Source organism: Acidaminococcus sp. HCP3S3_G9_1, from assembly GCF_052122455.1.
GTDB lineage: Bacteria > Bacillota > Negativicutes > Acidaminococcales > Acidaminococcaceae > Acidaminococcus.
Map to the genome: position 1 here is coordinate 294,209 of NZ_JBQKCH010000001.1, position 16,715 is coordinate 310,923.

At 57.3% G+C, this 16,715-nt stretch carries 15 protein-coding genes and 2 rRNA genes; 4 read left to right on the forward strand and 13 right to left on the reverse strand.

Translation table 11 applies throughout. From position 1 onward, the window contains the following. Window positions 1–169: 169 nt before the first annotated feature. From ACTQY1_RS01400 to ACTQY1_RS01445, 10 genes are all read right to left on the reverse strand, one after another. Complete coding sequence (locus tag ACTQY1_RS01400) at window positions 170–751, reverse strand: manganese efflux pump MntP (protein WP_288311544.1); 582 nt, start codon at window positions 749–751, stop codon at window positions 170–172. Next, entirely contained in the window at window positions 748–1,056 is a 309-nt protein-coding gene (locus ACTQY1_RS01405; protein WP_441373740.1) for a hypothetical protein, read from the reverse strand. Before ACTQY1_RS01405 ends, ACTQY1_RS01400 begins: the two co-directional genes overlap by 4 nt. 94 nt (window positions 1,057–1,150) lie before the next feature. Beyond that, on the reverse strand, window positions 1,151–2,386 hold the full coding sequence (locus ACTQY1_RS01410; protein ID WP_441373741.1) for a M24 family metallopeptidase: 1,236 nt from the start codon (window positions 2,384–2,386) through the stop codon (window positions 1,151–1,153). 236 nt (window positions 2,387–2,622) lie between these two features. Next, window positions 2,623–3,960, reverse strand: coding sequence for an adenosylmethionine--8-amino-7-oxononanoate transaminase (bioA, locus tag ACTQY1_RS01415; protein ID WP_441373742.1), 1,338 nt, complete (start codon window positions 3,958–3,960; stop codon window positions 2,623–2,625). A 10-nt stretch (window positions 3,961–3,970) separates the two neighbouring features. After that, complete coding sequence (gene bioD, locus ACTQY1_RS01420; RefSeq protein WP_441368837.1) at window positions 3,971–4,657, reverse strand: dethiobiotin synthase; 687 nt, start codon at window positions 4,655–4,657, stop codon at window positions 3,971–3,973. Between the two features lie 13 nt (window positions 4,658–4,670). Continuing rightward, complete coding sequence (locus ACTQY1_RS01425) at window positions 4,671–5,213, reverse strand: biotin transporter BioY (RefSeq protein WP_022487241.1); 543 nt, start codon at window positions 5,211–5,213, stop codon at window positions 4,671–4,673. Between the two features lie 139 nt (window positions 5,214–5,352). After that, on the reverse strand, window positions 5,353–5,619 hold the full coding sequence (locus tag ACTQY1_RS01430; protein ID WP_154488719.1) for a DUF1653 domain-containing protein: 267 nt from the start codon (window positions 5,617–5,619) through the stop codon (window positions 5,353–5,355). Between the two features lie 333 nt (window positions 5,620–5,952). Further along, window positions 5,953–6,819, reverse strand: coding sequence for a DMT family transporter (locus ACTQY1_RS01435; protein ID WP_441373743.1), 867 nt, complete (start codon window positions 6,817–6,819; stop codon window positions 5,953–5,955). Window positions 6,820–6,920: 101 nt separating this feature from the next. Continuing rightward, window positions 6,921–8,093, reverse strand: a complete 1,173-nt coding sequence (locus ACTQY1_RS01440; protein WP_441373744.1) for an iron-containing alcohol dehydrogenase — start codon at window positions 8,091–8,093, stop codon at window positions 6,921–6,923. A 74-nt stretch (window positions 8,094–8,167) separates the two neighbouring features. After that, the gene (locus ACTQY1_RS01445) at window positions 8,168–8,797 is read right to left on the reverse strand and encodes a formate/nitrite transporter family protein (RefSeq protein ID WP_022487245.1); all 630 of its coding nucleotides are present in this window, start codon (window positions 8,795–8,797) and stop codon (window positions 8,168–8,170) included. Between the two features lie 149 nt (window positions 8,798–8,946). On the opposite strand from ACTQY1_RS01445, the gene ACTQY1_RS01450 reads away from it, so the two are divergent. The 3 genes from ACTQY1_RS01450 to glsA all read left to right on the forward strand — a co-directional run bounded on the left by ACTQY1_RS01450 (window position 8,947) and on the right by glsA (window position 12,373). Continuing rightward, complete coding sequence (locus tag ACTQY1_RS01450; RefSeq protein ID WP_022487246.1) at window positions 8,947–9,897, forward strand: LysR family transcriptional regulator; 951 nt, start codon at window positions 8,947–8,949, stop codon at window positions 9,895–9,897. A gap of 103 nt (window positions 9,898–10,000) precedes the next feature. Beyond that, window positions 10,001–11,404 carry an alanine/glycine:cation symporter family protein gene (locus tag ACTQY1_RS01455; protein ID WP_022487247.1) on the forward strand — a complete coding sequence of 468 codons (1,404 nt, stop codon included), beginning with the start codon at window positions 10,001–10,003 and terminating at the stop codon, window positions 11,402–11,404. Window positions 11,405–11,452: 48 nt separating this feature from the next. Further along, on the forward strand, window positions 11,453–12,373 hold the full coding sequence (gene glsA, locus ACTQY1_RS01460; RefSeq protein ID WP_374047539.1) for a glutaminase A: 921 nt from the start codon (window positions 11,453–11,455) through the stop codon (window positions 12,371–12,373). Window positions 12,374–12,411: 38 nt separating this feature from the next. Here the strand turns inward: glsA and ACTQY1_RS01465 are convergent, their stop codons facing one another. Further along, a complete protein-coding gene (locus tag ACTQY1_RS01465; protein ID WP_288311557.1) occupies window positions 12,412–13,830 on the reverse strand; it encodes a hypothetical protein in 1,419 nt (472 codons plus the stop codon). A 294-nt stretch (window positions 13,831–14,124) separates the two neighbouring features. Here ACTQY1_RS01465 and gltS point away from each other — a divergent pair, with 294 nt between their 5' ends. Continuing rightward, window positions 14,125–15,360, forward strand: coding sequence for a sodium/glutamate symporter (gene gltS, locus ACTQY1_RS01470; protein WP_022487250.1), 1,236 nt, complete (start codon window positions 14,125–14,127; stop codon window positions 15,358–15,360). Window positions 15,361–15,765: 405 nt separating this feature from the next. On the opposite strand, the gene rrf is transcribed toward gltS, so the two are convergent. Beyond that, window positions 15,766–15,882: ribosomal RNA gene (rrf, locus tag ACTQY1_RS01475) — 5S ribosomal RNA — on the reverse strand. A gap of 70 nt (window positions 15,883–15,952) precedes the next feature. Continuing rightward, window positions 15,953–16,715 (reverse strand): 23S ribosomal RNA (locus ACTQY1_RS01480); the annotation flags it as partial.

The window sequence follows — 16,715 nt, forward strand, 5'->3', positions numbered from 1 at the left end:
CCGGCGTGCAGCCCCTACGGTACCGATTTACACGTTCAAAAATTTACCTGCAAATTTCTCATTCGGCTCGGGACTCGAGACCAATCCGCTATGCGGCTCTTGAGACCGGAGTATTACACGCAGCATGCAGCACCCCCGTCAATGGCCGAAGGATGCCAGCTCCGCTGGCTTAGAACAAAAACGGCGTCCAGTTGTCCAGGATCCCGTAGTGCTCGATGACAGCCTTCAGGCCGATCAGCAGCAGGACGAAGCCCCCTGCTTTTTCTGCCCGTTCCTTGCCCCACATGCCGATCACCGAACCGCAGGCGCAGCCCAGGAAGGACAGGCAGAAGGTGATGGTGCCGATTTCCAGCACCGCCGGCAGGATCCGGATATCCAGGAAGGCGAATCCCACACCCACCCCCAGGGCATCCAGGCTGGTGGCCACCGCCAGACCCAGCATGGTCCGGAATCCGGTGACCTTTTCTTTTTCCTGGTCCTCCCCGGCCTCTTTGATCATGTTCCAGCCAATGTAGGCCAGGATCACAAAGATGATCCAGTGGGAATAGGCTTCCGCCACCCTGGCGAAATGGCTTCCCAGTTCGTAGCCGATAAACGGCATCAGGGCCTGGAACACTCCGAACCAGGCTCCGAAAATCAGGCCTCCCTTGAACCGTTCCCGGCCTTCCATTTTCAGCCCCCCGCAGACGGAAACCGCAAAGGCATCCATGGACAGGGACACCGCCAGCAGGAAGAGAGTCAGGGCACTCATTTCCGGATCCCCTGGAAGACGAAATAGGTCAGGAACTTCAGTACCCGCAGTTCCTTTTCATTGTGCCGCTTGTCTTCGCTCATCTTTCCAAACACCGGCAGGGCTGTCTTCAGCATGGCCTTGGTGATCCCGTGCTGGCGCACCCCTCCCTGGAGGACGGATTTCTCGAATCCTTCCAGCACCTGGAGGGTCTGGCGTTTTTCCGCCCCGGTCAGTTTCCCGTTCCCCAGGATCTGCTTTTTGATGACTTCTTTCTGTTCCAGGAAGTCCTGTTTGTCCAGGAGTCCCGTTTCTTCTGCTGTCATGTTTCTCTTTTGCTCCCCTTGTTTCCAGGCCCTGTCCACAGGCAGGGCCCCATTGATTGTATCTTGTTATTTTACCATTTTCCCCGGTCTGAAATCAACGGACAACCCGCAGAGGCTGGGAACCTCCCGTCAGGCACACCGGCCCGTCAGGACCGATCCGGTAGGTGTTTTCCGTGCCCACCATCCCCAGTCCCGGCAGGGCGATCTTGGGTTCCACTGCAAAGACCATGTTTTCCTCTACCCGGTCCTTCACTCCCCCGGCGATCACCGGGGTCTCATCCATGCACATGCCGATGCTGTGGCCCAGGAACCGGCCTCCGTTCATGAACATCTTTTCATAATAAGGATCGAAATCTGCCATCACCTGGTCGTAAATGTCCCCCAGCACCGCTCCCGGTTTCAAAAGAGCCAGGGTCTGCTGTTCCAGATCCAGACAGTAATTGTAGGCCCGGAGGATTTCCTCTTTGGCCGGATCCCGGTCCAGGTCCCCGAAATAGTACACCACCGTCTTGTCCGTGTTGTACCCGTCCACCCCGCAGGGAATGTCCAGGTACACCAGCCGGCCCGGCTTCAACAGCCGGAAGGCCGACCCGATACTCTGGACCGCCACACAGGTGCCGCTGGTGCCCCCGGGGCCGTCAAAGGCAGTCCGCACCAGGGCGCTTTTCCCGAAGGAAGCCAGGCCGATGGCATCTTCCCCGGTAGGCCGGTTGGTCCGGGCCACCCCCTGGCTGCCTTTCAGCACCATCCGCAGGTACAGCTGGATGGCCAGTTCCGCTTCGCTGATCCCCACCTTCAGGAAAACCGGAGCCTCGTTCATCAGCACATCCGCATGGATCCGGCCGCTGCGGCTCAAAAGAGCCAGTTCATAGCCGCTTTTCACGCTCCGGAGGCCGCTGAGCACCGGATCCAGGTTTTTCCGGACTTCAAAAGGGAAATATTTCCGGAAGAACCGGAGCCATTCCAGGGAGGTGTGCTTTTCATCCAGGTACACTTCCCGGGGCAGGGCGTCCCCGTAGTACTCCGCCGGTTGCCGGTAGCTGTGCATCCGCCGGATCCACCCTTCCGGCAGGAGACTTTCGTTGAGAGCCCGGGCCAGGCTCCGGCGCACCCACAAAATGGCGTCCTGGGGACGGACCAGGAAGGCACCCTCCTGCATGGTACCGGTAAAATAATACATGTCCAGCTTGTCGGTGATCACCGCCAACTGCCAGGCCGGATCCTGCCGGGACAGGGCCTCCCGAAGCCGGGCCAGCCGGTTTTCCAGTTCCTCCCGGGGTACCCGGCGCAGATCTTCGCTGATCAGGATATCATGTTCCAAAATGGTCATAGGATGTTTTCCTCCTGTTGTTTTACTGGGAATGTCCCCATCTTACCACGAAAAAGGAGCTGCTGCACGAAAAAGGTACAGCAGCTCCTTCTGGGAGTTCCTCATGATGCTGATCCGGAGGGACGGACCAGGACGAAATCAGGCTCGTTGAATTCGTTGTCCTTATTATAGGACAGGTTCTGTTTTATGTCAACTTCATTTTATTTTTGGTTTACCTTTTCCCAGGCAGCCGGCTCTCAGGCCAGCACCTGTTCCAGGATATCCATGGCCTGGGTCAGCTCCGCCCGGGTAATGGTGAGAGGCGGGTTGAAATACAGCACATCTCCCAAAGGCCGGAGTACCAGTCCCTGTTCCAGGGCCTTTTGATAGAAGTGATACCCCAGCCGTTTTTCCGCCGGGAAGGGCCGTTTGGTCTTTTTGTCCGCAACCAGTTCCAGGGCGTGGATCAGGCCGATGTGGCGGATTTCTCCCACCAGGGGATGGTTCCCGAACCGGGCTTCCATTTCTCCAGTGAGCCACCGGGCGGTTTCCCGGGCCCGGGGCAGGATCTGTTCCTGTTCCAGCACATCCAGCACCCCGTGGGCCGCCGCACACCCCAGGGGATTCCCGGCATAGGTGTGGCTGTGGAGAAAGGCCTTATGCTTGCCGTAATCATCGTAGAAGGCCTCATAGATCTCCCGGGTGGTCACCGTCAGGGACATGGGCAGGTACCCTCCGGTCAGTCCTTTGGACAGGCACAGCACATCCGGGGTGATCCCGGCCTGGCCGCAGGCGAACAGGGTACCGGTCCGGCCGAAGCCCGTAGCGATTTCGTCGGCGATCAGCTTCACCTCATAGGCATCGCACAGCGCCCGGAGCTTTTGGAGATAGAGAACCGGGTACACACGCATGCCGGCGCTGCCCTGGAGCAGGGGCTCCACGATCATGGCGGCAGTTTCCCGGCCGTGGAGGGCAAAGGCTTCTTCCGCTTTGGCGAAGCATTCACACCGGCAGTGGTGCCGGTCCTTTCCATAGGGGCAGCGGAAACAGTCCGGGGCTTCCACATGGATGTTGTCCATCATCATGGGCTTGTACAGTTTGGCGAACAGATCCATGCTCCCCACGGACAGAGCCCCGATGGTTTCTCCGTGATACCCTTCCGTCAGGCACATGAACCGCTGTTTTTCCGGATGGCCGGTCTGGGCCCAGTACTGGAAACACAGCTTCAGAGCCGCTTCCACTGCCGCCGATCCGTTGTCGTGGAACTGGAACCGGCACAGCCCTTCCGGCACCAGGGCCTTCAGCCGTTCCGCCAGGGTAATGGCCGGGGCATGGGTGAAATTGGCAAAGATCACATGTTCCAGTTTGTCCAGCTGGTCTTTGATCCGTCCATTGAGCACCGGATTCCGGTGGCCCAGCAGATTGGCCCACCAGGAGCTGACAATGTCCAGATAGGCTTTGCCGTGGATGTCGTAGAGCCAGACTCCCTGGGCATGATCGATGACCATGGGAGGCAGGGTTTCGTAATCTTTCATTTGTGAACAGGGATGCCAGATCAGGTCCAGGTCCCGCTGTTCCATCGTTTTGTGTTCCATTTTCGCCTCCTTAGGTATAGGTTTCCAGCAGTCTGTCCAGAGGGCCTTCCAGTTCCCGGTCCCCTTCCTTTACACAGGCCAGCACCGGCAGGCCGGTAAGTTCCTCCACCATGATCCGGTTGTCTTCCTGCATCCGGTCTCCCGGTTTCCACCGGTTGAACAGGATTCCCCGGACAGGAATGGCCCGGTGCCGGAGATATTCCACCGTCAGCACCGTACTGTTGATGGTCCCCAGTCCCCCATCCGCCACCAGAAGGCAGCCCAGGTCCAGAGCCTGGATCATTTCCTCCAGCAGCAGGTGGTGAGCCTTTTCCCAGCCCAGAGGACACAGGATGCCCCCGCTGCCTTCCATGGTAAGATACTGGTGCCGGTCTTTGGCCTTCCGGAAGGCCTGCCGGATCTTGTCCAGGTCCACCGGATGGTTGTTGATCCGGGCCGCCAGATGAGGGGACACCGCTTCCCGGTACACATAGGTCACCAGATCTTCCAGAGGGTCCGGGATCCCGGCGGTTTCCTTCACCCAGGCCGCATCCCCGGGCACCAGTTTCCCGTTTCCGTCCGGTTCCGCCCCGCTGAGGGCGGCCTTGTAGTAGCTGCCGTCCAGCCCCGCTTCCCGGATCTTCTTCACCAGAAGCCCGGTCACATAGGTCTTCCCCACATCCGTACCCGTTCCCGTAATGAATATCGCTTTGCCCATTGCATTCCTCTCCTTACACCCAGATTCCCGCTTTCCGGCACCGGAGCCCTACAAAGGCCGCTCCCAGGCACAGGAGGAAATCCGGCACCACCTGGAGTACCCCGCAGTACCACAGGGCCGCCCAGAAGCCGATGGGGGCCTGGACCAGATAGTTGGAGGACAGCCAGAAATAGCTGATCCCCAGCACATAGACGATGACCATCCCCACCAGGTTGATCCCCAGGAGCCGGGACAGGGTCACCTCAGCAGTTCCCTGCCGGGCCAGCTTCCCGCAGACCCAGGCCTGGATGGTAAACCCCACCAGATACCCAAAGGTGGGCTGGAGCACATAAGAAGGCCCTCCTCCCGAAGCAAACACCGGGATCCCCACAAGGCCCATGACCACATAGGTCCCTACGGCCAGGGCTCCCAGCCGGGCTCCCAGCAGCAGTCCCGCCAGCAGGGTGAACATGAACTGCAGGGTGTACACATCGCTCCCCACCGGGATCCGGATCAGAGCCCCCACTGCCACCAGGGCAATGAACAGCCCGCACAACACCATTTCACGCAAACGCACAGCCTCACCTCCAGAATTTTCAGACTTCCTCACCATACAGGAAATGGTCTATTTCGTCAACCTAGTATTTTGGTATAGTTAACGTAAAAGGTGAGCTGCAATGCAGCTCACCTTTTTGTCAGCTGTCAACCGACAGCCCTTACACCTTCTCAAACCGGTACTTCTGCTTCACTTCCGGATACTTCTTATGATCCACTTCGCTGTAGAACATGGCAGAGGGGCGGACGTAGAGTCCGAAATCTCCGTAGAGGGCCTGGTACACCATCAAAGGCTCCCGGGTTTCCGAATGGACCGCCGGGCCGATGATCTGGTACAGGTACCGGTTGGTCCGTTTCTCCTCCTCCGTCAGCCGTTCCCGTTTAAAATGCCGGACAATGTCACCTGGATGAAAAATACGGTTTTCCATTTTCATTCTCCTTGTAATTAAAATAAAGGAACCCGCAGCAGGCGGGTTTCTTTAATGATAAACGCATCCGTTGGATGCTAACCCACCACCAGCCTCACGGCTGGTCCCCCGCCCTTGAAAAGGGCGGATAAATGGCACATCGGGCTTACGCCCTTGTGCCGCAAGCAAGGGCCAGAGGCCCGAGCGTATATCCGCCCCTTTGCAAGGGCGGGGGACCGTTGCGCTTGCGCAATGGTGGTGGGTTAGCAGCGCCAGCTGCGTTTCCCTTCAAAGGCCGGCGGATGCCGGCCTTCCTTCGACCGTTGACAGCTGACCGTTGACCGGCCTGCAGCCCTACTTCCTCTCTCCGCTGATCATGCCCCCCAGCACCAGGCAGATCCCGGCCAGCTGGAGCTCCGTAATGGGCTCCTGGAGCACGAATACGGAAATACACACAGCCACTACCGGATCCACATAGCTGAGGATGGCGGTGGTCTGGGCCGGCACCTGGGTCAGGCTGCCGAAATAGATCCCGTAGGCCAGCCCGGTATGGACGATCCCCAAGAGCAGGGTCAGCCCCCAGCCGGCGGCCGTCATGGTGTGGAAATCCAGCTGTCCGGTGACCAGGCAGTAGGCCAGCAGGAAAAAGGCCGCCGTCCCCAGCTGCACCGCCGTCTGTTCATAGGAATCCAGGCCCTGGATGGTCTTGCTCAGCACAATGATCCCGGCATAGAAAAGGGCACCGGCCAGAGCATACAGGACTCCGGCAATATCACCCATGTCCCCGTTGGAGCCCAGCACCCCGGATACCAGCAGCATGCCCCCGATGGTAATGGCCGCGCACACCAGCTTCCGGCGGCTGATGGTCTCATGGAACACCAGAGGGGCTGCCGCCAGCATGAACACCGGAGCCATGTAGTAGCACAGGGTGGCAATGGCCACGGTGGTATGGTTGAAGGCTTCAAAAAAGAACACCCAGTCCAGCCCCAGGAGAAGGCCGCTGAGCAGCAGCTTCGGGGCACGGGCCTTCAGCCGGTCCCGGTGGAAGGGGATATGGCCCCCCTGCATCAGCACCAGCAGAGTCAGACACCCCAGGGTGGCCCGGAGAAAGGCCAGAGGCACAGAGCCCAGAGGGATGAACCGGCGCACCAGACCGATGGTGCCGAAAATGGCCAAAGACAGGAGCATCTGCCCCCGGGGAGAGAGAAATGAAAAATTCATGGAATGGTTTCCGTCCTTTGCTTCAGTTTGGGAAAAAAGGGGGCTGTTGCCGAAGCAACAGCCCCGACAACCTAAGTTGTACCACCTTTGTACAACCTGTTTTACCGATAGGCTTTCTGGTAAATGGCCACACAGTCTTCCCGGGTCAGGGCCATCCGGTCGTTGGCAAACAGGCCTTTCATGGCGGTCATGGCATTTTCCGCCATTTTGGGGAATTCATCCGGAGCAATCCCGTAATCGCTCATTTTCAATCCGTCCACGCCGCAGGCTTTCTGGAGATCGGCCAGGGCCGCCAGGAAGTCCTCCGGCCCCCGGGCCTCCTTCCGGCCCAGGAACCGGGCCAGATCCGTCAGCCGGTCATCACACACATGGTGCTCTGCCAGCCAGCCGAAATAGGCCAGGGAAACCATGATCAGCCCGGCACCATGGGGCAGGGCTTCATGGTAGGCACTCATGGCATGTTCCAGGGAATGTTCGCTGGTGCAGCCTCCCAGGACCATGGCATAGCCGGACAGGGTGTTGGCAAAGGCCATGTGGGTCCGGGCTTCCAGGCTGCTGCCCTGGGCCACTGCCTGGGGCAGGAATGTCCCGATGTTCCGGATGGCAGTGGAAGCCACCATGTCGCTCATGAGATTGGCCTTCCGGTTCACATAGGTTTCCAGGCTGTGGAACAGGGCATCGAACCCCTGGAACGCCGTAAGCCGGGGCGGCACCGTCACCATCAGTTCCGGATCCACAATGGCCAGGAAGGGATACAGATCCGGGAATTTCAGCCCAATCTTTTCATGGGTTTCCTGGTTGGTGATTACGCTGGTGGCATCCACTTCCGAACCGGTGCCTGCAGTGGTGGTAATGGCGATCACCGGCAGGGCCCGGCGGGCATGTTTCTGTCCTTTGCCGGTGCCGGATCCCACATAGTCCCATAAATTCCCCTCGTTCACCGCCATAAGGGCAATGGCCTTGGCGGCATCCATCACCGAGCCTCCACCCAGGGCCACGATCAGGTCCGCTCCCAGTTCCCGGGCAGCCCGGGCTCCCTGTCCCACACTTTCCAGGGTGGGATTGGCCTGGATCCTGTCGAACACCGCCGCAGCCACTCCAGCCGCCGCCAGTTCCTTTTCCGTCCGGTCCAGATAGCCGTTGGCCCGGGTGGATTTCCCGCAGGAAATCACGATCAGGGCCTTTTTCCCCGGCAATTCCTGGCCATGGAGCTGGTTCAGCTGCCCGGCTCCAAACAGCACTTTCGTGGGTATGTCAATTTGAAATGGATTCATCCTAACGCCCCCTCAGCAGAATATACTTCGAGTATAGCAAAAAAGCCCTCCGGATGCCAGTCCCGTTCCCCCTTTTACCGGGCCGCCCGGCGCCCTGCCTGCCGGGCCCCCCAGGCGGTGATCCCTCCGCACACATTGCCGGCGGTGATCACCAGGAGCCGCACCAGGGTTTCCTGGTCCATCTGGCCCGCCATGAAATAATAGAACATGTCCGCCACACTGTGTTCATAGCCACTCATGATGAACACGGTGATCCCCACGAAAATAGCCAGGTATTTCCCCAGCACATGGGGAAAGGTTTTGTACCCTTCCACCGCAATGAACACGAAGAGATTGCAGAAGAACCCCAGCACGAACAGGCTCAGGAAGGTATCCCCGTTTTTGGCCATCACCAGGGCCTGGGCCGCCTTCCGGGCCGCCGGCCCCATCCGGGTCAGAAACAACAGGTTGGCCGCCAGCCCGGCCCCCAGCCAGTTGCCGATCCAGATCACCGGGAACTGGAGCCAGCGCCACAAAGGCTGTTCCAGGGCATAGCACACCCGGCCGGTGAACAGGTGGAACTGCATTTCGCAGATGGTGCAAAGACCGATGCAGAACAGCACCGCTCCCACCAGCTTCTCCGTCTGGAGCAGGAACACCGCTCCCCCCAGTCCGATACAGAACCCTGCCGCAAGGGAAGAAGGCAGTATTTTCGTCAGCTTCATAAGATTCCTCCTTGAATTATTGGAATTCCATTCCATTGATGGGTTGTACCCGAAATATACCACACCCCCTATCGGGAAATCGTCAAAAAAAGACAGTGAAAATTTAAAATTATGTTATAATACAGCTGACATCACACCAGGAGGTTCCCATGGACACCAACAATCTTCGCTATTTTGCCGCCGTGGCCCAGTACGGGTCCATTACCCGGGCGGCCAAAGCCATGTACATATCCCAGCCCCAGCTCAGCCACATCATCAAGCAGCTGGAAAAAGAAATGGGTCTCACCCTGTTCCGGCGCACCAGCCAGGGCACCCGGCTGACCCTGGACGGCCAGCGGATCCTGGCCCATTCCAAGGTGATCCTCCGGGAAATGGACCAGCTCCAGCACCTTTCCTCCGCCCGGAAGCAGGACTGCGGCTGCCTGAACGTAAGCATGACCCGTTTTTCCCACACCGCCGAATGTTTCAACGAAATATGCCGGCGCTACCAGGATGCGGAAAGCTTTTCCAACCATCTTTGCGAAGCCGCCACCTTGGATGTGATCTCCCAGGTGAAGAACGGCTATTCCAACGTGGGAGTGATCCACATGGCCACCCGCCGGGATGATCTGGAGGCCTATTTTTCCCAGCAGGGGCTCCACTACATCCCCCTGGCCGCGTTCCGTCCCTATGTGTGCCTGTCCTCTGACCATGAGCTGGTCCGACGGTTCGGCCGGAAGGGCATCCACCTTCAGGATCTCCGGGATTACGGCTTCGTCCGGTACATCGGCCAATATGAGGATTTCATCTACCACCTCAGCACGGAAAAAGGCCCCATCGATCTGAACGATACCCGGAAAGTGATCTACGTCAACGACCGGCAGGAACAGATGGCCCTTCTCTCCCGGACCAATTTCTTCACGGTGGGGATCATGGAATTCCAGGGACAGGATTCCCTGTACAAGGTGGTCTCCGTTCCTCTCTTGGACTGCAGCGAACACCTCCGGTTCGGAGCGATTCTCCGGGAAGGCGCCATGCTGTCCCGGATGGAAAACGATTTCATCCAGCTGCTCCGGGAACGGTATACCCGGCTCCAGGGAGAACATCCTTCATCGGCATGATAAATGGCCCCCATGTACATCATCTATTTCCCCGATACTTAATTCTTCTCTTATAATGAATTTATAGAAAAGCTTATAAATTCAGAACGGGAGGAACAACAAGATGATGGAATTTCTCGATGCCGTAGACAGTATCCTGTACTATCCGATCCTACTGGTGGTCATGGGGGCCGCCGGTCTCTACTTCAGTTTCCGTATGGGCTTCGTCCAGGTCCGCATGCTGCCGGAAGCCATCCGGCTCCTGATGGTAAAGCCCAAGGACGGAGGCACGTCCCCCTTCCAGGCCCTGATGGTCTCCACCGCTTCCTGTGTGGGCACCGGGAATATCATCGGGGTTTCCACCGCCATCTGCCTGGGTGGCCCGGGAGCCATTTTCTGGATGACCGTCATGGCCATTATCGGAGCCGCTTCCTCTTTTACGGAATGCACCCTGGCCCAGGTGTTCAAACGGAAACGTCCGGACGGTTCCGCCTACGGAGGCCCTGCCTACTACATCGAAGATGCCCTCCACAACAAGGCCCTGGCCACGGCCTTTGCCGTATTCCTGCTGCTCACCTACTCCTGCGGCTTCAACCTGCTGTGCTCCTACAACACCCAGTCCACCTTCTCCGTGTACAGCTTCTATGATCCTGCGGTGACTCCGGCCATCATCGGGGCCATCCTGGCGGCTCTGGTGGGAGCCTGTGTCATGGGCGGTGCCAAAAGCATCGAAAAGGCTGCTGGCATCCTGGTGCCCTTCATGGGGGTTGCCTATGTAATCGTTTCCATTGTGGTACTGGTGATGAACTTCGGGGAACTGCCCCGGGTGCTGGAAACCATCATGGCTGACGCCTTCAACTTCAAGGCTATTTTCAGCGGCATCGGCGGTTCCTGCCTGGTCATGGGCATCAAACGGGGCCTGTATTCCAATGAAGCCGGTGTAGGATCCGCCCCCAACGCGGCAGCTGCAGCCTCCACCACCCATCCGGTGAAACAGGGCCTGGTCCAGATGCTGTCCGTCTACATCGATACGGTGATTCTGTGCAACGCCACCGCCCTTATGTGCCTGGTGTCCGAAGTGCCTGGAAACGCGGAAAACGCCGGAGCCGTCTGGGTCCAGACATCCCTCCACAAAGTCTTGGGGAACTTCGGTCCCTGGTTCATTACCGTAGCCATGCTGCTGTTCTCCTTCACCACCCTGATCGGGAACATCTACTACTGTGAAAACGGCCTGGCCTATCTGAACCACAAAAAAATGCCCGGTTCCGGGTTCATGAAAGCCTTTAAACTGTATGCCGTGCTCATCGTCTTTGTGGGCGCCATCATCCCCATGGCCGCTGCCTGGGATCTGGCGGACATTATGATGGGGGGCATGACCCTGATCAACCTGACTGCCTGCGTGCTCCTGGGGAGTGTGGTGGTCAAGGCCTATGAAGATTACAGAATGCAGAAAGCCGCCGGACTGGATCCTCACTTCAAGGGAACGGCCCTGGGGTTGAAACCGGAAGAACTGGACTTCTGGAAATAAACAAAACAAGAAAGGAAGAGTGCCATTATGGTCATGGACAAAGAAGAGATCCAGCGGATCCTGGAAAAAGCCCTGGAAGAAGGACGGAATGTTCTGTACGAGGGCAAGGTGGCCAGCTACATCCCGGAACTGGCCAAAGCCAACTCCGGGAACCTGGGAGTCTGCCTGATGCGGAAGGACGGGTCGGAATACTGTGCCGGGGATTATGACATCCCCTTCACCATGCAGAGCATTTCCAAAACCTTCTCCCTGATCCTGGCCCTCCAGACCGCCGGCTATGACAAGGTCTTCAGCAAAATCGGCATGGAGCCCACAGGCGACCGGTTCGACAGCATCCTCCAGCTGGAGCTGAAAGACTGGCGTCCCTTCAACCCCATGATCAACGCTGGGGCTATCGTCACCGCCAGCTGCATCGAGGCTCCGGATCCCTTCCAGAGCTTCCTGGACCTAGTCCGGAAACTGTGCGGCAACCCCAAAATCAGCCTGAATCAGTCCGTCTATCAGTCGGAAAAGAAAACCGGCACCCGGAACCGTTCCATTGCCTTCCTGCTGAAAAGCGACAATGTGCTGGACGGGGAACCGGAAGAAGTACTGGATGTATACTTCCGCATGTGCTCGGTGATGGTCACCGCCCGGGACCTGGCCCATTACGGCATGATCCTGTCCAACCACGGGGTGGATCCCACCACCGGGGAACAGCTGGTGGATTCCACCATCGTCCGGATCGTCACCACCCTGATGATGCTCTGCGGCATGTACGATGAATCCGGAGAATACGCCGTGAAGGTCGGCATGCCCAGCAAAAGCGGCGTGGGCGGCGGCATCTGCGCCATCGCCCGGCACGGCATCGGCATCGGCACCTTCGGTCCCATGCTGAACAAAAAAGGCAACAGCGTGGGCGGCGAACGGATCCTCCGGGTCCTCTCCGACTCCCTGGGGCTGCATGTGTTTGATACGAAGGAATTCTAAAAAAAAGGGGCTGTTGCGCAAGCAACAGCCCCTTTCACTCAGATCGGCAATTTATGGATAATAATGGAGAAGATTACCATGAACAGGGTGGCCAGAGGCTGGGTAGCCCCGTAGGACACCGCCGGTTCATCGCATTCCAGGGCATCCACGGCAGCCCCCAGGCCGGGAGCGGAAGTCATGCCCCCGGTAATGGCCCCGCTGAGCAGGGTCCAGTTGATGTGGAAGGCATAGCGCCCCAGCAGGAACCCGAACAGCACGGACAGGATGGCCACCAGGGAGGAAATGATTACGATCATGTATCCGGCCCCGGTAATGGCATCAACGACCCGGAACCCGTAGTTCAGGCCGGTACCTGCCAGGAACACGGACAGGAAATAGGTCCGCATCTTCCCCAGCACCGTGGAGTTCATCCGGAAGTTCACAGGACCCACTTTCCCAATGGAGCCCAGCCCCAGGGAAACCAGGATGGCACCGCCGGTGGAACCCAGAGAGAACATCCCCAGGGGCCCCATGTAAATCTTGATGGAACCCAGCACATACCCCAGGAACGCCGCCAGGGAGAACCCGACGAAATCCATGGGCACTTCCGGCATGGTGGAAGCCGCCAGCTTTTCGTTGTTCTTGATATCAATGGCCTTTTGGGCGAAATATTTCTTTTTTTCTTCCTCAACATCAAACCCGAAGATTTTGGGAATTACGTTGATCCCCAGGATCAGGAACAGCACCCCGAAGGGATACCCGATGGAGTGGCCCACCCCTACGCCGGCCTTGGCTTCCGTCACGAAGACTTCCACATCTTCCGGGCTCAGGGATTGGGTGTTTTCCAGAGTCATGGTTTCCGGAACAGGAGTGCCCCGGAGTTTGGCATCCCGGGTTTTGGCCCCGTTCACAATGGCCAGGATCTTCTTCTGGGCCTTTTCAGGCTGGTTGACAAAATCCTGGGCCAGCCGTCTGGATTCGCTGTCGGAAGATTCCGTAGCGGCAGCCAGACCGGCCGAACTGGTGAGGGCACCGGTGTAGGTACCGGTGATCTGGTACGGACTCAGGTTGTCGAGGGTCTGAGAAAATCCATAGGAAGCTACAGCCCCTACAAAAGGAATGAAAATGGCCAGGGCCACAAACTGTTTTCCGAATTTGTTGATGGCATATTTCATGTCTTTGGCGGCCAGCAGCCCGGTCCCTACAATGAAGATCAGCAGAGACAGGTTCATCAGGGAGCCGTCGATGACTTTCCCCTGCATCACCTTCAGAGCGGCAGCGTAGTACTTGCTGCCCTTTTCGAAAGTGGCGGCATACTGGGTCAGGAAATACCCGATGCCCAGGCCGATGAACAGGGTCCCGGTAATCCCGAATTTAAACTTCCGGAATTTCAGTTCCCCAAACAGGTTCCCCAGTGCCATGGTGGCAAACAGCAGAACCAAGGGATTGAAGATAAAGGCAATCAGATTGAATTGCATATGAAGTTGTCCCCCTCTAAAAAAGAATAAGAAAAAGAATAAAAATAAATATGCGTATATTGTACAGGAGATTGGTGAAATAGACAATAGTTCTGAAAAGTTATTTTTATTTTTTGTATATTAAGATATTTTATGGTCTGTGTCCAGTATTTTTAACTCGAATGTTGCTTTTGTAACATTTTCAGATCACGTTCTTCTAAATCTTTCTGAATTCTTTTAAAACTATCCATATTTCGTTACAATATATAATATATATGATTTCTGCATTTTTACTCAGAAAGGAAGCGATGTTCCATGTCCATCATTATGCTGAAAAATGTCCTGACTTTCAAGGCGGATGCCATTTTTACCGCCGCCCTGGCAGCCGTCATGCTGCTTTTGGGATACTGGGTGAAGGGGAAGAGTTCCGCCCTCCGGAAATACTGCATCCCGGCTCCTGTGGTGGGAGGATTCCTGTTCATGTTTATCACCTTCATCGGCCATCAGACCGGAGCCTACGGATTCAAATTCGACACCTATTTCCAGGATCCCTTTATGCTGGCCTTCTTCACCACCGTGGGGCTGGGTGCCAGCATCACCCTGCTGAAAAAAGGCGGGGGCCTGCTGATCATCTACTGGCTGGTGTCCGGCATCGTCTCCATCTGTCAGAATGGCATCGGCATCGCCTTTTCCAAGATCTTCGGCATTGAAGCCCCCTATGCCCTGCTGGCCAGCGCCATTTCCATGATCGGGGGCCACGGCGCCGCAGCCGCCTATGGAAAGACCTTCGTATCCATGGGCTATCCTGCCGGACTGGAAGTGGGCATGGCCGCCGCCACCTTCGGTCTCATCTCCGCGGTGCTGGTAGGGGGCCCGGTAGCCCGGATGCTCATTGAAAAGTACCATCTGGAACCGGATCCCACGGAAAACTTCGACACGGATGTGGAAAAAGTCAACGCCGCTTCCCAGGAAAAACTCAGCTCCCTGGACATTATCAAGAACGTCACCGCCATCCTGTGCTGCATGGCCATCGGCTCCATGATCTCCGGCTGGATCGGGAAACTGATCCACATGAGCTTCCCCACCTATGTAGGGGCCATGTTCACCGCCGTGATCCTCCGGAACCTGAATGAAAAATACTATTTCTATCAGTTCAATTTCTCCCTGGTGGACGGCATCGGAGATGTGATGCTGAACCTGTACCTGGCCATCGCCCTTATGACCCTGCGGCTGTGGGAACTGTCCGGGCTCCTGGGCGGCGTAGTGCTGGTTGTGGCGGCCCAGGTGGTGTTCATGGTCCTGGCCTGCCGGTTCGTGATCTTCAAGGTCCTGGGAGGCAATTATGACGCAGCCGTCATGTGCGCCGGGCTCTGCGGCCACGGGCTGGGAGCCACCCCCTCCGCCATCGTGAACATGACCGCCGTCAAAGACAAATACGGCATGAGCCGGAAAGCCTTCATGATCGTCCCCATTGTAGGGGCCTTCCTGGTGGACGTAATCTACCAGCCTCAGACCATAGCCTTCATCAAGTTCTTCGTAATGCCGAAGTAAGCAAAGAGGGTGCTGCAAAAGCATGCAGCACCCTCTTTGCTGTCAGCGGACAGCGGCCGAAGGTAGAAACCCGCCGAATGGCGGGTTTCTTCGATTCCGGACGCAGCCGGTGCTGCTAACCCACCACCCATGCTACGCATGGATACCCCCGCCCTTGAAAAGGGCGGATAGCAGGCACGCGGGCAATGCCCTTGTGCCTGAAAGCAAGGGCGTAAGCCCCAGCGTATATCCGCCCTTTTCAAGGGCGGGGGACCGTTGCGCCTGCGCAATGGTGGTGGGTTAGCAGCCCACAGGCTGCGTTTCCCTTCAAAGAAACCTGTCCCTGGCGGGTTTCCTCCATCACCCGCTGACCGTTGACAGCAGACACAAAAAAAATTCCGCATCCATCAGATGCGGAATTTTCCTAACCGGCAGCTCCCTATCCTCCCGGACCGTTTCCAGTCGAGTACTTTCGGCGTATAAGGGCTTAACTGCTGTGTTCGGCATGGGAACAGGTGGATCCCCTTAGCTATCGCCACCGGATTATGTTACTGAAGGCATGAGCCCTCAAAACTTCATGAAGAGACATCTTTTTTCATCTAACGGCCCGATTTAAGTCAAGCCCTCGACATATTAGTACAGGTCAGCTTAACATATTGCTACGCTTCCACACCCTGCCTATCAACCTGGTAATCTTCCAGGTGTCTTACCAGCTTACGCTGTGAGAGATCTCATCTTAAGGATGGTTTCACGCTTAGATGCTTTCAGCGTTTATCCGTTCCGGACGTAGCTACCCAACTGTACCCCTGGCGGGATAATTGGTACACCAGCGGTCCGTCCACTCCGGTCCTCTCGTACTAGGAGCAGCCCCCTTCAAATCTCTTGCGCCCGCGATGGATAGGGACCGAACTGTCTCACGACGTTCTGAACCCAGCTCACGTACCACTTTAATGGGCGAACAGCCCAGCCCTTGGGACCGACTTCAGCCCCAGGATGTGATGAGCCGACATCGAGGTGCCAAACCTCCCCGTCGATATGGACTCTTGGGAGAGATTAGCCTGTTATCCCCAGGGTAGCTTTTATCCGTTGAGCGATGGCCCTTCCACTTGGATGCCACCGGATCACTAAGCCCTACTTTCGTACCTGCTCGCCGTGTTTGGCTCGCAGTCAAGCTCCCTTCTGCCTTTACACTCCGCGCGCGGTTTCCGTCCGCGCTGAGGGAACCTTTGGGCGCCTCCGTTACTCTTTGGGAGGCGACCGCCCCAGTCAAACTGCCCGCCTAACACTGTCCCGGCGATCGTTACTCGCTCGGTTAGAATCCCGATAATTGAAGGGTGGTATCCCAACAGTGGCTCCGGCAATCCCAGAGGACTGCC